14 protein-coding genes are annotated in these 14,468 nt (G+C 44.3%); 3 read left to right on the top strand and 11 right to left on the bottom strand.

All coding sequences use genetic code 11. The annotated features are described in order from the left end of the window. Nucleotides 1-46 precede the first annotated feature (46 nt). Nucleotides 47-1,015 carry a GGDEF domain-containing protein gene (locus CWC29_RS01980; RefSeq protein ID WP_138521987.1) on the bottom strand — a complete coding sequence of 323 codons (969 nt, stop codon included), beginning with the start codon at nucleotides 1,013-1,015 and terminating at the stop codon, nucleotides 47-49. A gap of 63 nt (nucleotides 1,016-1,078) precedes the next feature. Further along, nucleotides 1,079-2,224 (bottom strand): glutamate 5-kinase, encoded by a 1,146-nt coding sequence (gene proB, locus CWC29_RS01975; protein ID WP_138521989.1) that lies wholly within the window; start codon nucleotides 2,222-2,224, stop codon nucleotides 1,079-1,081. A gap of 361 nt (nucleotides 2,225-2,585) precedes the next feature. Between proB and CWC29_RS01970 the strand changes: the two genes are divergently transcribed. Next, nucleotides 2,586-2,813 (top strand): hypothetical protein, encoded by a 228-nt coding sequence (locus CWC29_RS01970; protein WP_128728594.1) that lies wholly within the window; start codon nucleotides 2,586-2,588, stop codon nucleotides 2,811-2,813. A 17-nt stretch (nucleotides 2,814-2,830) separates the two neighbouring features. Here CWC29_RS01970 and CWC29_RS01965 read toward each other — a convergent pair whose 3' ends face one another. Beyond that, nucleotides 2,831-3,331: a DUF1543 domain-containing protein gene (locus CWC29_RS01965; RefSeq protein ID WP_128728595.1), complete on the bottom strand. Its 501-nt coding sequence runs from the start codon at nucleotides 3,329-3,331 to the stop codon at nucleotides 2,831-2,833. 108 nt (nucleotides 3,332-3,439) lie between these two features. Between CWC29_RS01965 and CWC29_RS01960 the strand changes: the two genes are divergently transcribed. Continuing rightward, nucleotides 3,440-5,080 (top strand): amidohydrolase, encoded by a 1,641-nt coding sequence (locus tag CWC29_RS01960; protein WP_138521991.1) that lies wholly within the window; start codon nucleotides 3,440-3,442, stop codon nucleotides 5,078-5,080. Here the strand turns inward: CWC29_RS01960 and CWC29_RS01955 are convergent. Beyond that, entirely contained in the window at nucleotides 5,071-5,289 is a 219-nt protein-coding gene (locus tag CWC29_RS01955; RefSeq protein ID WP_010379202.1) for a YgjV family protein, read from the bottom strand. The genes CWC29_RS01960 and CWC29_RS01955 overlap by 10 nt on opposite strands. A gap of 284 nt (nucleotides 5,290-5,573) precedes the next feature. Here CWC29_RS01955 and CWC29_RS01950 point away from each other — a divergent pair, with 284 nt between their 5' ends. After that, nucleotides 5,574-6,230 (top strand): Crp/Fnr family transcriptional regulator, encoded by a 657-nt coding sequence (locus CWC29_RS01950; protein ID WP_128728597.1) that lies wholly within the window; start codon nucleotides 5,574-5,576, stop codon nucleotides 6,228-6,230. Between the two features lie 58 nt (nucleotides 6,231-6,288). Here the strand turns inward: CWC29_RS01950 and CWC29_RS01945 are convergent, their stop codons facing one another. The 7 genes from CWC29_RS01945 to CWC29_RS01915 form a co-directional block, all read right to left on the bottom strand. Further along, a complete protein-coding gene (locus CWC29_RS01945; protein ID WP_128728598.1) occupies nucleotides 6,289-6,852 on the bottom strand; it encodes a phosphoribosyltransferase in 564 nt (187 codons plus the stop codon). A gap of 457 nt (nucleotides 6,853-7,309) precedes the next feature. Continuing rightward, nucleotides 7,310-9,613, bottom strand: coding sequence for a DNA topoisomerase IV subunit A (gene parC, locus CWC29_RS01940; RefSeq protein ID WP_128728599.1), 2,304 nt, complete (start codon nucleotides 9,611-9,613; stop codon nucleotides 7,310-7,312). 8 nt (nucleotides 9,614-9,621) lie between these two features. Further along, a complete protein-coding gene (locus tag CWC29_RS01935) occupies nucleotides 9,622-10,731 on the bottom strand; it encodes a PQQ-dependent sugar dehydrogenase (RefSeq protein WP_128728600.1) in 1,110 nt (369 codons plus the stop codon). A gap of 1 nt (nucleotide 10,732) precedes the next feature. Further along, entirely contained in the window at nucleotides 10,733-12,622 is a 1,890-nt protein-coding gene (parE, locus tag CWC29_RS01930) for a DNA topoisomerase IV subunit B (protein WP_128728601.1), read from the bottom strand. 77 nt (nucleotides 12,623-12,699) lie between these two features. Next, complete coding sequence (locus CWC29_RS01925) at nucleotides 12,700-13,263, bottom strand: YqiA/YcfP family alpha/beta fold hydrolase (protein ID WP_138522081.1); 564 nt, start codon at nucleotides 13,261-13,263, stop codon at nucleotides 12,700-12,702. Further along, nucleotides 13,248-14,024: a metallophosphoesterase gene (locus CWC29_RS01920; RefSeq protein WP_138522083.1), complete on the bottom strand. Its 777-nt coding sequence runs from the start codon at nucleotides 14,022-14,024 to the stop codon at nucleotides 13,248-13,250. The genes CWC29_RS01925 and CWC29_RS01920 overlap by 16 nt, the downstream gene beginning before the upstream one ends. Beyond that, nucleotides 14,011-14,466 (bottom strand): DUF1249 domain-containing protein, encoded by a 456-nt coding sequence (locus CWC29_RS01915; protein WP_128728604.1) that lies wholly within the window; start codon nucleotides 14,464-14,466, stop codon nucleotides 14,011-14,013. Before CWC29_RS01915 ends, CWC29_RS01920 begins: the two co-directional genes overlap by 14 nt. Between the last annotated feature and the right edge of the window lie 2 nt (nucleotides 14,467-14,468).

Genomic DNA, 14,468 nt, shown 5'->3' with positions numbered 1-14,468 from the left:
GTTGGGGAGTTTAGCATAATCTTTAAGCGCTATATATAAGGTGAGTTTAAAACAGTTCTATTTCCACGCATGCGTATTGTGATTCAGTTAACCCTAAGGTGAGGTAATTTGTGACTTGGTTTCTGCCATGCTCTTTGGAATGGTAAAGCGCTAAATCGGCTTTATGAACTTGCTCTGAAACTTGTAGTGTATCGACCACTTCAGTAAAACCTAGGCTCACAGAAACATGCTCTACTTGCGGAAATCGGCTGGAAGCTATTGTACTTCTCAAGCGCTCAAGTGCTACTGCAGCAGAGTCATCATTGCGACTTTGAAATAGCACCGCAAACTCCTCTCCGCCGTAGCGAAACACATAGTCTTCTGCTCTAAAGTTAGCTTTGATCTTTTGCGCTACCAACAGGATCACTTCATCGCCAATCACATGACCAAAATTGTCGTTTACCTGTTTAAAGTGATCGATATCTACCATCGCTAAATACCACTTGCGGTCTTCACTGTCATCACGGCATACCGTAAACCCGTCCCCATTGGTTATTTCCATCACTTTTTCATCAAACGTTTGGCGATTGAGTAGATCGGAGAGCGGATCGATACGAGCAAAGTACAACGTTGCCATTTGATGTGCAAAAACAGTGAGTAAGTGCTTCATTAAAGTCGCAGTGGTTAGATTTACTTGGCCTTCTATATATAAAAAACCAACGAGCTGAGCTTGGTGATAAAACGGGATGACACTATCGCCGTGGTATTGTATGAGATGTTTGTCGTCTTGGCGCTGCTGTAATTTATCTACCACCGCATCCACTGGCCCCACCACAACACAAAAGTCGCGATGGCTCACAAATATGGATTTGGGGACTTCTTTTTCCGATAAGCTTTTGCTGAAATAAAACGCGTAACTTTCCTTACAAACACCGGAGATCACCCGTTCAAGTGCCTGTGTTAACACCAGTTCACTCTTTTGCGCTAAAAGCTCTAGGGCCAACTCATGACCACAAGGTGAATAGCTGATAGACATTCAAGACCTCTTAGCAAACGCGACTCTAATAAGTGTAGAACAGCTATCTGAATTTACTGCAATTTATATCGTATTTATCGCATCTTGATGATCAGGCTGGTTTAACACAACTAAATTATCACGATGAATAATTTCCTCCGCGCTCTCACAACCAAGGCGCTGCGCAAACTCACTGCTGTGGCAGCCAAGCACAAGGCTGAGCTCTTGATTATCTAGACTGGTCAACCCTTGTGCTTTGAGTTTGCCTTTTTGACAAAATACCTGTACCAACTCACCACGCTGAAATTGGCCTTCAACGGCAATAATTCCCTTGGCGAGTAAGCTTGCACCTTGGTGACATATCGCCTTGATAGCCCCACTATCACAAATTATCCTGCCTGTTGATTTAGGGCCAGAAAGCAACCAGCGCTTGCGTCCTCCAACAGGCGCGTCAAACTTCAAAAACGTCGTGCTTGGTGCGGTTTGGTTGAGTACTTGCGGTAAAATGTCATATTCGCTGCCTTTTGCTATCACGACATCAACGCCTGCTCGTTGAGCAATGTCCGCCGCTTGTAGCTTCGTAGCCATGCCACCCGTGCCAAGCTGTGTACCACTGCCACCCGCTAGTGCTCTAAGCTCATCATTTATATGTGTTACTTGCTCTATTAACTGCGCATCTGGATTGGCTCTGGGATCCGCAGTAAAGAGACCATGCTGATCGGTGAGTAATACCAATTTATCAGCATTTGCTAAAATTGCGACGTAGGCTGAGAGGTTGTCGTTATCGCCAACTTTGATTTCAGATGTTGCCACTGCATCGTTTTCATTTATGATTGGCACAACATGATGCTCTAAAAGCTTAGTGAGCATGTCCCGTGCCGTTAGATAACGTTCGCGGTGTTCAAGATCGGCTCGTGTCAGTAGCATTTGCGCCACATTGACGTCGTAAATACTAAACAATGACTGCCATAAATGAATTAATTGGCCTTGCCCAATCGCAGCCAACATCTGTTTTTCAGCTAGTGAATGACCAATTGGTTGCTGTAATACACCGCGCCCTGCGGCCACAGCACCGCTAGAGACAACAATGACTTGGTGGCCTGCTTGGCGTAACGTTACACACTGCCTTACCAGCTCAACAAGTCTGGGTTTGTTTAAGGTCTGGCTGCCTGCAGTTAAAACACTTGTGCCGAGCTTGATAACAATGGTTTGTTTATTGTTTTTGGTCATAGTATTTGTTGGTTTTTACAGCGATAGGCTTTCGTTATACCACGGACCTTCCCCCCTCCCAAGTAATAATACCAATTGCATTAACTCTCCAACCAATTTGAAGGGTGAAATACCATATTAGCGTCGTTAAAAATTTCTCATTTAGAACAACTAAATAGCAAAATTTTTGCCTTGCTACTAAAGCTATTCCTCCGCTTCAAATAGCTCATTTAATTAATACAATTGGTATAAACTCATGAATTTTATTTCTAACTCAGAGTGAATTGGTATAATCCGCCGCACTGATTTCGATCAAGGCTTTTTTGCACCGTGTGTGAGAGAGTGATCACTGTTCAATTAAGAATAACTAGCTGAGTTCAGAATGAAAAAACACAAAAAGAACAAAGAGATTATGATGCTGCCTTTGCTGTTTGTGGTGATCTTAATGTGTGTGGGTGGCCATTTTATTTTGCAACCTAGCTACAAAGACAGCCACATAGTTGAGTATTCTCTAGCTGCACTGCCATTTTTAATGTTCGCCATTGTGATTGTCGCTATCAAAATAGCTATAAAGGCAGATAACGATGAAAGCAATGAAGGTGAGGGTTAGAATATCCCTCACATTGGTTATAGAGGATAATAACCAAACCACAACGGGGTAAGCGGTGTTGATTGGCCACTGTGCGAGAGCTTGATATTTAAGTTTTGATCAAATAAATCAATCGCAAAGCAGTCATCCACATCATGTAAATCGTCTTTATGAATATGGCTAAAGCCGTTAAGCAAAAACGTTTTTGCCTTCTCTTTTGCTTCATCCGCATTCGTTGCAACGAACAGCCCAAAGTCATGCGCCTCAACTAAACTATCAGGCTTATATCCTCCCAAGTTCACAAAATACAAATGCTCAGCTTGCTCAACACGCTCTTCGGTAAGTTCAATAGCATAGCCATCGGCATGTTCAATGATTGTGTAGCTATCCATATGCACCGAGTTTTTATCACCAACCCATTGCTGCTTTAATTTTGGATAAGCTTCTTCAATTGTATTTGCCGCGACAAAGCGCACATCATGCATTTCAATATGGCAACCTTGAATACGGCCGCCTAGGTATACAACAAACAACTTCACTTTGACACTCCACTCCTTTAAAACCCAAGTATACTCTCAACTCAAAGACTTGGCTTTATTGAGTTAGATGATTATTCTGAATAAACACTCTCAGTGAAGGACAATATAATGAAAAAAACATTCCTCGCGCTTTTGGCTAGCTTTAGCCTGTCATCAACAGCTCAAGTAACCGTAATTCACAATGTAAATGGTTATACACCGACTAAATCACAGCAAGTTGAGCGCTTTTCTTCTTTGGTCATTAAAGACGGTAAAGTCGTAAAAACGAGTCCAAAGGATCTCAGCGCCCAATATCCGAGTGCAACCAAATTTGATGGTGAGGGAAAAACCCTATTACCTGGTTTAATTGATGCACATGGCCACATCATAGGCCTTGGCAACAATTTACTCACACTCGACGTACGCGGTAGCAAAACCATTGCAGAAGTAGGAAAGCGGCTTAGCCACTACGCAAAAACCCATGAAGGTGAATGGATAATAGGTCGAGGCTGGGATCAAACCTTATGGCCCGGCGGACAGTTCCCAACCGCAGCCGATCTCGACAAATACGTAAAAGATAAGCCCGTCATGCTCACTCGAGTAGATGGTCATGCTATTTGGGTAAACTCAAAGGCGATGGCGCTTGCCAACATTTCGAAATCAACAAAGACGCCTGAAGGCGGTGAAATCATTACACTGAATAGCGGTATGCCGAGCGGAATTTTTATCGACAAAGCGGAAGATCTTATTCGCACTCATGTCCCTGCTCAGTCGGATGCACAGGTAAATAAGGCACTGAATAAAGCCGGAGAACACTTGCTGAGTCTAGGTATTACCTCAGCCCATGATGCTGGGATTGACCACACCACGTGGCAGGTTTACCAAGCACGCGCTAAGGAACACTCAATGCCTCTACGCGTCTACGCTATGCTCAGTGCAAGCTCACCTAAACTCGCGGAGATGTTAGACGCCGGAGTAATCAAAGATACACGAGATCAACTCTCTATTCGTAGCGTAAAAATTTATGCTGATGGTGCACTTGGCAGCCGAGGTGCGGCACTTATTCGCGACTATCATGATCGCAAAGGCCACAAAGGGCTGATGCTCGAAAATCAAGCGACGCTTGAAGCATTGATCACCCAAGCCATACGCAGCGGCTACAGCGCACACACGCACGCCATTGGCGATAGAGCGAATCGCATTGTGCTCGACTCATACCAACACGTTTTTAAAAAAGCAGGTGGAAGACTGCTCAGAAACCGCATTGAGCACGCACAAATTGTACATCTAGATGATATCCCCCGCTTTAAGACGTTAGATATCATTCCATCAATGCAGCCTGTTCATGCCACATCTGATATGCATATGGCCGAAAAGCGCCTAGACGACAAACAACTTAGTGGCGCTTACGCATGGCAAACATTCTTAAAGCAAGGAAGTAGAGTGGCGGCGGGTTCTGACTTTCCAGTGGAGCTTGCAAACCCCTTCCATGGTCTGCATGCCGCAATCACCAGGCAAGACCATCAGGATTTACCCAAAGATGGCTGGCGCCCAACAGAAAAGCTAAGCAGAGAACAAGCACTACAAGCATTTACTGTTGATGCTGCGTATGCCGCATTTCAAGAGTATAAACTGGGAAGTTTAGAACAAGGAAAGTGGGCCGATTTTATTTTAATTGACCAAGATTACTTTACCGTAACCGAAGATAAAATTGATGATATTAAAGTCGAGCAGACGTGGATTGCAGGTGAACTTAAATATCAGCGTTGATCTTTTTGTAATTTAACCAAGTGGTAGGTGTTAACTAGTGCCAATAGACCATTAGTTAATGCCACCGGCCAAGCTTGTATAAGTGCACCATAGGCAGTAAAACAAATACAACCCATTAAATTGAACCAACGCAACTTAGCAACATCGCTCATCATCAAAGAAACGACCAAAAAAGCAGAGGCTAAATAGCCTAAATATTCCCAACTCATTTGTCCTCTCCCCTAAGTTGCGTTAGCATATAGTTTATGCTCGGATTTACGTATCGAGCAGAATAAAAAGGCTAACCCACAAGCCCCTAGAAATTAGCACCAATAAATTAGCTCTAACACGGGAAGTGGGGGTTTAATGGTAATATCGTTTATTAAATTCTTCGCCACAGCGCTGAGATAAAACCGATACTACTTAAACGGTGTGAGTTAGCGTAAAACTGAAAAATTCATGCTAACGTCATTATAGTTTAATAAATAGGACATTTGTCCGAAGAGCCATCTAGATGTTTCAATATCATTTTTCAACCAATTTGGTCGAACAGTTACTCGCTTTTGCTGGTAATAGTTTTCAGCACAGTAAAAAAGAAGTCTTGATCCACCAAGATGAACCATTGAGTAAACTCATATTGGTGACCAGTGGTACTGTGTCTTTTAGTTATGATGTCGGTAACGGCCGCCGCTTATTGCTCGGTCAGCTGGACTGTAACAACACGCTAATTGGTGAAATCGAAGCGCTGAATCACCAGCCTTGTATTTATACCGTGACTTGCTTGAGTGATGTAACCTATCACCTCATTGAGCTAAAATATTGGCGAAAATTACTACTAGAGCAACCGGAACTGAGCCTATATACCGCGCAGACCATCGCCGCTAAGTTTACTGAAAATCAAAAGATAAATTTAGACAAGTTGCTGCTCCCGCTTAGCTACAACATCGCTAAAGATTGTTTATTACGTGCCGAGAATTCAAATCCAACTTTACTTCGTGCCTACTCAACGGTAAGTGCTGAAGCCGAAAGATTTGCGACCACTGAGCGTGCATATCGTCGTGTGGTCAGTGAATTGGTCGAAAAGGGCTTGATAGTACGCAGTAGTGAAGGCTTAAAGCCAGTCGATATTGATGCGCTTGAGGATTTTGTTGATAGCTTCGCGCAAGCTTAATCTTTCTCGATAAGAATAACTAGGGCGAGTACTTGCTCGCCCTTGAGTACTGATTAGCTTATTTTGCAAATAGGTGTTTAATATTTGCTAAGTCAGACTTTCCATCCACTAATTCTTCCGGTGTTAAACCTGATAGCTCGTGAGGGAATACCAGCCACTCATCAGACTCGTGAATAAAATAATCTGGTGTCATTGGTACTTTCTTGTTCGCAGGCTTGTAGTATGGGCAAGCAACACGAATATCGCTAGGCAAGTTCAAACGCATTAGCTCTGCGAGCTTTTCTTTCAACGCAAAAATGCTGCGACCGGAATCAAATACATCATCAACGATTAGTAATGAATCGCCAGCATTTGCATTTTCAACGATGTAATGCAGGCCGTGTACTTTGATTTCTTTAGATTGCTTACCAATGCCATAGTAAGAAGAAGTACGCACTGCGATATGATCAGTCTCTATACCTTTGTAATCGTAGTATTCTTGAACTGCAATACCAATAGGCGCACCACCACGCCAAATACCGATAATAAAGTCAGGTCTAAATCCGTCTTCATAAACTTTAGCGGCTAAGCGAAATGAATCTTCTAGCAATTGTTGCGCTGTGATATAGCACTTATCTGACATAAATACCCCGTTAGGAAGCCCGTGTAATGGTGACAAGCAGCAAGCGCTGCCAATTGATACCAATTACAATTATTTGCAAGTCATAGGCACTTGTGTGATTGGTATAACCGAATATTTTAACGTAAAGCGCAATAAAATGCTGCAATAATAGTGTCTTTTTATTTTCATTTTTTGATTTGGGACGCCGTATCCTAAAGTTAAAGATCGCCGGGTGAACCGGCTCCTACACAAAGTTCAATGGGTGAACAGACACCGCATAGCGTTATTTAATTGGTGGCAACGAGTTCACCTCGCGATGTGCTAAGCTGCTAAAAGATCGCCGGGTGAACCGGCTCCTACACAAAGTTCAATGGGTGAACAGAAATCTACACAGGGTTGTTAATTTGGTGGGAGCGAGTTCACCTCGCGATGGTTTTCAAGAGATAAAAATAAGGCCGCGGTGGGCGGCCTATATCGGTTATTCTTCGGTATCTACGCTAGCGTCATTGCCTTCTGGTGTCTCGCCACCACTGTGCTCTAAGTCATAGCTATCAACACGCTGTAATCCGCGCGGTAACTTATTACCTCTACGACCTCGCTCACCGTAATAGTGCTCTAAATCACTCGGCTTTAAGGTTAGCTTGCGCTTACCTGCATGTAAGGTAACAGAAACACCTTCAGGTACTACCGCTAACACTTTGACAAACTCTTCGCGGCTTTGCACTTTCGCGCTAGGGATTGAGATAATCTTATTCCCCTTACCTTTACCAAGCTTAGGTAAATCACGTAATGGGAATAGCAGCATTCTGCCTTCGCTCGAAATCGCCATACACATATCGGTGGCAACATCGAATACTTGAATTGGCGCCATCAAATGGGCACCTTTTGGTACACTAACGAACGCTTTACCATTTTTGTTTTTGCTCACCATATCGGCAAAATCGCTAATAAAGCCGTAACCGCCATCAGTCGCCATCAGGTAAGTCGACTTTTCTTCGCCCATGACTACATGTTCAAAGTTACATCCTGGCGCCAAGTTAAAGCGACCCGTCATCGGTTCACCCTGACTTCGGGCTGAAGGTAAACTATGCGCATCGGTTGCAAAGGCTCGCCCTGAGGTATCCAAGAACACCGCAGGCTGATTACTCTTGCCTTTCGCAGAAGCTTTATAACTGTCTCCTGAGCGGTAATTTAGTCCTTCAGCATCGATATCGTGACCCTTTGCAAAACGCGCCCAACCTTTTTCAGATAGCACAACAGTTACAGACTCTGATGGGATCAAATCTTTTTCGCTAAGCGCTTTGGCTTCACCACGCTCAACTACCGGTGAGCGTCTATCATCGCCATACAATTCAGCAGCTTCTTGAATTTCCTTTTTCATCAACGTCGACATGCGACGTTCAGAGCCTAAGGTTTTTTCCAGTCCATCGCGCTCTTTTTCAAGCTCATCTTGCTCACCACGGATCTTCATTTCTTCAAGCTTTGCAAGGTGGCGTAATTTCAGGTCTAGAATTGCTTCTGCCTGCTTATCTGAAAGACCAAAACGCGCTATTAACTCTTCTTTTGGCTTGTCTTCGTTGCGAATGATTTCGATGACTTCATCGATATTCAAAAACGCAATCATCAAACCTTCAAGAATATGCAAACGCGCAAGTACTTTGTCTAAACGATACTGCAAACGTCTACGTACCGTTTCACGACGGAATACTAACCACTCAGATAAAATCTGACGCAAGTCTTTAACTTGTGGACGGCCGTCTAAACCAATCATATTGATGTTAACACGGTAGTTCTTTTCAAGATCCGTCGTGGCAAATAGGTGTGCCATTAATGGCTCGACCTTAACTCGATTTGAGCGCGGTACGATGACGATACGCGTCGGATTTTCATGGTCCGATTCGTCACGTAAATCCGCTACCATGGGGAGTTTCTTCGCTGTCATTTGCGCTGCTATCTGCTCTAGCACCTTGGCACCCGAACATTGGTGTGGCAACGCGGTGATCACCACTTCGCCTTGCTCTTCGGTGTACACAGCACGCATCTTGATTGAGCCTCGACCTGTGGTGTAAAGCTTTTTGATTTCTTCTTGCGGCGTAATGATTTCCGCATCGGTTGGATAGTCAGGCGCTTTGACCAATTCTAGAATTTCTTCTAGTTCGGATTTAGGCTTATCCAATAACAAACAACAAGCTTCAGCAACTTCACGCACGTTGTGCGGTGGAATATCAGTTGCCATTCCCACCGCAATACCTGTCACCCCATTCAATAAGATATGTGGTAAACGCGCGGGTAACACTTGTGGCTCATCTAAGGTACCATCAAAGTTAGCGGTCCAATCAACCGTACCTTGACCAAGCTCTTTCAGCAGTACTTCTGAAAACTTAGATAAACGCGCCTCGGTATAACGCATCGCAGCAAATGACTTAGGATCATCCGCAGCGCCCCAGTTACCCTGGCCATCCACCAACGGATAGCGATAAGAGAACGGCTGCGCCATGAGAACCATGGCCTCATAACAAGCACTATCGCCATGAGGATGATATTTACCCAATACGTCACCGACGGTACGGGCAGATTTTTTGTATTTTGCTTGAGCAGATAAGCCCAGCTCACTCATCGCATATACAATACGACGTTGTACAGGCTTCAGGCCATCGCCAATATGCGGCAACGCCCTATCCATGATCACATACATGGAGTAGTTCAGGTAGGCATCTTCAGTAAAACGCCCCATCGGAAGTTGTTCAATGCCTTGCAAGGACAAGGCTTGAGGATCTGTCATGTTACACCTTACTTGTTGTTGTAGCTGATGCGATATATCGCATTGGCGTAATCATCGGAAACGAGCAGGCTACCGTCGCTAAGCTCTGCAATTGCGGCAGGTCGACCATAGGTTGTTTCGTTTTCCATAAAGCCGGTAAGGAAAGGCTCATAGCCTCTAATTTGGCCATCTTGCACGTTTGCTCGCATTACTCGATAGCCCACCTTTTTGCTGCGGTTCCAAGAGCCATGTTCAGCAACAAAAAGCTGATGTTTCATTGCCTTTGGAAATTGCTCGCCACGGTAAAAGTGAATGCCCAGCGGTGCAACGTGTGCTTGTAATGCAAGTGCTGGCATGGTGTAGTCAGTCACCGATTTACCCTCGCCAAATTCAGGGTCTAGCACACTGCCGCCATGAACATACGGAAAGCCAAAATGCTGACCTATTTCGTCAACGCGGTTAATTTCACATGGTGGAATGTCATCTCCCATCATGTCGCGACCATTATCGCTAAACCATAACTTTCCGGTTACTGGGTGATAATCAAAACCCACTGAGTTACGCACGCCTTTGGCAATCGTCGAAAGCTTTTTCGTCTCAAGATTTAGTGAAAATATACGGCCAAACTTCGGGTCTTCGGCACAAATATTACAAGGCACGCCAACAGGAATGATCAGTTCACCTTCAGGCGATACTGTCAGGTACTTCCAGCCATGGTGACGTTTGTCAGGCAAATCATCGAACACCACTTCTTTTATCGGTGCCTTGAGGTTTTTTGCGATTTGCTTAAAACGTACAATACGCTCAACTTCAGCAACATATAAGTCACCATCTTTTAGGGCGATACCGGAGGGCATATTCAGCCCTTCTGCAACTAAGATTTTCTTGTCGGCTACACCATCACGATTATTGTCAATGAGTGCGTGAACTTTGCCCGCTTTGCGAGAGCCAACGTACACAGTGCCGTCTTTGCCCACCGCCATTTGTCTTGCATTCTCAACATCTTTAGCAAAATAGCTCAGCTCATACCCTTTAGGTACTGAAAGGCGCGAAAGCATATCGTTTGCCAGTGCTTGTGAGCTTAATAGCGCAGCTGCCAGCGTCGTCGCTATCGTGGTCAATTTACTATGTATTTTCATGTTAAACCTCTGCCTTATCTCCGTGCTGTTCAAGCCAAATTTTACGGTCGCCAGAGCGCTTTTTAGCTAGCAGCATATCCATCATTTCGAGGGTTTGCTCAGGCTCATCTAATGTCAGCTGAACTAAACGCCTAGTATTTGGATCCATAGTGGTTTCACGCAATTGCAACGGGTTCATTTCACCCAATCCTTTAAAGCGCTGTACGTTAACTTTACCGCGTTTCTTTTCGGCCTCAATACGGTCTAAAATGCCCTTTTTCTCATCTTCATCAAGAGCATAGTAAACCTCCTTACCAACATCGATACGAAATAGCGGCGGCATAGCAACAAAAACATGTCCCTTACGAACAAGCTCTGGAAAGTGTCTTACAAAGAGCGCGCATAACAAAGTAGCAATATGAAGTCCGTCGGAGTCTGCATCCGCAAGGATACATATTTTACCATAGCGTAGACCAGATAAGTCTTCAGAGTCAGGGTCGATACCTAAGGCAACAGAAATATCATGTACTTCTTGCGAGGCTAAGATCTGCCCAGATTCCACCTCCCAAGTATTTAGGATTTTACCGCGCAGTGGCATGATTGCTTGGAATTCGCGGTCTCGTGCTTGTTTTGCCGAGCCACCTGCTGAATCCCCTTCCACCAAAAAGATTTCTGAGCGTTCGGTTTCACTTCCAGAACAATCGGTTAATTTACCCGGTAAAGCAGGACCCGAAGTGACTTTTTTACGAACCACTTTTTTCGCAGCACGCAAACGTTTTTGCGCATTGCTGATACACAGTTCAGCAAGTAACTCTGCAGTTTCAGTGTGTTCGTTCAACCATAGACTAAAGGCGTCTTTGACAATGCCTGATACAAAAGTAGCGCACGAACGTGATGACAGCTTTTCTTTGGTTTGACCGGCAAATTGTGGGTCTTGCATCTTAACCGACAAGACATAACTACAGCGATCCCAAACATCATCAGGCGTCAGTTTCACGCCACGCGGGATCAGGTTTCTGAATTCACAAAACTCCCGCATCGCTTCAAGTAAGCCTTGGCGTAACCCATTTACATGGGTTCCACCTTGTGCCGTTGGAATTAGGTTTACATAGCTTTCAGCGATAGATTCGCCGCCCTCTGGCAACCAATGAAGCGCCCAATCAACCCCTTCGGTTGAGCCACTGAAACTGCCTGTAAATGGAGATTTCGGCAGCACTTCATAGCCTTCAGCGCTGTCTTTTAGGTAATCCTCAAGACCTGCCTCATAGTGCCATTCTTGCGTTTCTTTCGTCTGTTTATTTACAAAACGAATTCTAAGCCCAGGACACAATACAGCCTTGGCTTTGAGCAAGTGGTTTAACTTAGTAATTGAGAAGTTAGCTGAGTCAAAATAACTCGCGTCGGGCCAAAAGTGTACTGAGGTGCCGGTATTACGCTTACCAACACTTCCTGTCACTCGTAAGTCTTCGACTTTATCGCCGTTTTCAAATGCCATTTCATAGATTTGCGCATCGCGTTTAACGGTAATTTCGACTCGAGTCGACAACGCGTTAACAACTGATATACCCACCCCATGAAGACCACCGGAGAACTGGTAGTTTTTATTGGAAAACTTGCCCCCGGCATGAAGTTTGGTCAGGATCAATTCAACCCCAGGCACGCCCTCTTCTGGGTGAATGTCCACAGGCATTCCTCGACCGTCATCGATGACTTCAAAAGAGTTGTCTTCGTGCAAGATCACGTCAATTTTGGTGGCATGTCCGGCTAAGGCTTCATCGACACTGTTATCGATAACCTCTTGGCCTAAATGATTAGGTCTGGTGGTATCGGTATACATGCCTGGACGGCGCTTAACTGGCTCTAAGCCATTGAGTACCTCAATAGCTTCGGCATTATAGTTTTGCTGACTCATAGGCTAGTTCTAGTTATCTTTTTATCCGCTAGTATATGCACAACGTACAGCTTTGAGCAGAGCTTTGTGCATAAATTCTAATTTTTGATAGTTAAAAATTTGGTGATGGTGTCAAAATAGCGTGGAAATTCAATAAAGCTATGATCCCCACCAAACTCAATAATTTGACGACAGTGGCTATAATAACGCACAGCCTCTTCAAAAGGCAGCACCTCGTCGCCCGTTTGTTGCAATAATAGCAAGTTTTTTGGATTACTAAGCTGCTCGACATACAAGGATTTTAACGCATCAATATGCTCATGCAGCAGCTCATAATGACAATCCTGATAAGGATTGTATTGTGGTCCAAGGTAGTCATTTAATAATGAAAAAGGCCTAACTGCAGGGTTTATCACCACCGCTTTACAGCCAAGATGTTGCGAAAAGTAGGTGGCGTAATAACCGCCTAACGAGCTACCTAATAACACAGTATCAGAATCAATGACGCTATCCAACTGTGCCAATGCGACTCTCGGGTCATAATGCAGTCTTGGAACAATATATGGCGTTTGTTTATCCAACATATATTCACCAAATGCCGTTGCTTTATAGGATAGCTCAGAGCTATTAAAGCCGTGAATATAAACTACTTTCCGAGCCATTTTACCTCTGTTGTTATAGCGCTTTTACTAAATGCGATGACACGATAAGCGGGACCCAAATCAGACTGACACCAGTCCTTTGTGTGCTTATCAAATTGGATTGATGTTGCAGGCGTAGCATAGATAGGTAAAGTGCGAAATTGTTGTTGATATTCATTGTGCACATGACCATGAAATAGCCCTGAAGCTTGCCCTGAGTCCACCAACAGGTTTAAAAGTGCAGGACCATTTTCGAGCATGTGTTTATCTAAATAGCCATCAATCGGCCTAGGATGGTGGTGAGTAAAAACAATCGTATTGTTGTTGATATTATTGTGAAGCATGTCTTTGAGCGCCGCTAAGTGTGACTTTGCACACCATCCGGCGGGAGTTTCACCTTTTGAATTTAACAATAGCACTTGGCCAAACGGACCTGAGATGCGCTTATGACGAACGATTTGCCCTATACTTATTTCTTCAAGTAAAGCTAGCTCGTCGTGATTTCCCGGCACCCAAAGCACAGGGCATTGCAACTCACTCTCCCTCACTATACGGGCAAACTCATGATAAGAAGCCGCACTGTGATCTTGTGTTAAATCACCGCCAAACACCACACAATCAAAATGATCCTTGGCCATCGCTGCTAGAGTGCGTTTAAGGTTAGCGGCGGTATTTACCGCAAAATATTCCCCTGAGGGCGTGGCAAACAAATGACAATCCGTAAAATGGCCAATACGAATTTGCGCAGTATCGAACTGTAGCTCAAGATCAAACCAAGCCATTGTTAACATCCCAGTTTAAATGTACGCGGCCTTTTTCTAAGCACACCATAAGCCAATCAGCTAAAAACGCATTAATTTGATATTTTTCATCTTTTTGATGCATATCTGGATTTGGGTAACCATAGGATGGCTTTATTCGGCGATGATAATCACGGTGAATAACTTCGGCCACTTTAGCATCATGATAAAGGCGCACGGACAACGAAAAGTGTGGTAAATGGGCGCTTATCGTCGCCATTTGCTCGATGTGAACGTCCGTTGTGTATTTACTGACCCCAGCTACGCTCAAACAGTAGCGTGCAGACGCTAAGTCAATCACTCGGCTTTCGCCGACCACTTCTTCAGGTAGCAATTTTAGCGCCCGTAAATAATTACGTTCGCACAGTGTGATATAACGGGGCAGAGATTGAATATACTGCTTTGAGCTCAGCACTTGTGACAAAA

Origin of the sequence: Pseudoalteromonas galatheae, assembly GCF_005886105.2 — a bacterium.
GTDB lineage: Bacteria > Pseudomonadota > Gammaproteobacteria > Enterobacterales > Alteromonadaceae > Pseudoalteromonas > Pseudoalteromonas galatheae.
This window is presented reverse-complemented; position numbering and strand designations above follow the sequence as displayed.

Excerpts from the sequence above, each read along its gene's own strand:
- CWC29_RS01950 (WP_128728597.1), top strand. The coding sequence starts at position 5,574 with ATGTTTCAATATCATTTTTCAACCAATTTGGTCGAACAGTTACTCGCT.
- CWC29_RS01970 (WP_128728594.1), top strand. The coding sequence starts at position 2,586 with ATGAAAAAACACAAAAAGAACAAAGAGATTATGATGCTGCCTTTGCTG.
- CWC29_RS01920 (WP_138522083.1), bottom strand. The coding sequence starts at position 14,024 with ATGGCTTGGTTTGATCTTGAGCTACAGTTCGATACTGCGCAAATTCGT.
- CWC29_RS01980 (WP_138521987.1), bottom strand. The coding sequence starts at position 1,015 with ATGTCTATCAGCTATTCACCTTGTGGTCATGAGTTGGCCCTAGAGCTT.
- proB (WP_138521989.1), bottom strand. The coding sequence starts at position 2,224 with ATGACCAAAAACAATAAACAAACCATTGTTATCAAGCTCGGCACAAGT.
- CWC29_RS01960 (WP_138521991.1), top strand. The coding sequence starts at position 3,440 with ATGAAAAAAACATTCCTCGCGCTTTTGGCTAGCTTTAGCCTGTCATCA.
- CWC29_RS01945 (WP_128728598.1), bottom strand. The coding sequence starts at position 6,852 with ATGTCAGATAAGTGCTATATCACAGCGCAACAATTGCTAGAAGATTCA.
- parC (WP_128728599.1), bottom strand. The coding sequence starts at position 9,613 with ATGACAGATCCTCAAGCCTTGTCCTTGCAAGGCATTGAACAACTTCCG.
- CWC29_RS01955 (WP_010379202.1), bottom strand. The coding sequence starts at position 5,289 with ATGAGTTGGGAATATTTAGGCTATTTAGCCTCTGCTTTTTTGGTCGTT.
- CWC29_RS01925 (WP_138522081.1), bottom strand. The coding sequence starts at position 13,263 with ATGGCTCGGAAAGTAGTTTATATTCACGGCTTTAATAGCTCTGAGCTA.
- CWC29_RS01935 (WP_128728600.1), bottom strand. The coding sequence starts at position 10,731 with ATGAAAATACATAGTAAATTGACCACGATAGCGACGACGCTGGCAGCT.
- parE (WP_128728601.1), bottom strand. The coding sequence starts at position 12,622 with ATGAGTCAGCAAAACTATAATGCCGAAGCTATTGAGGTACTCAATGGC.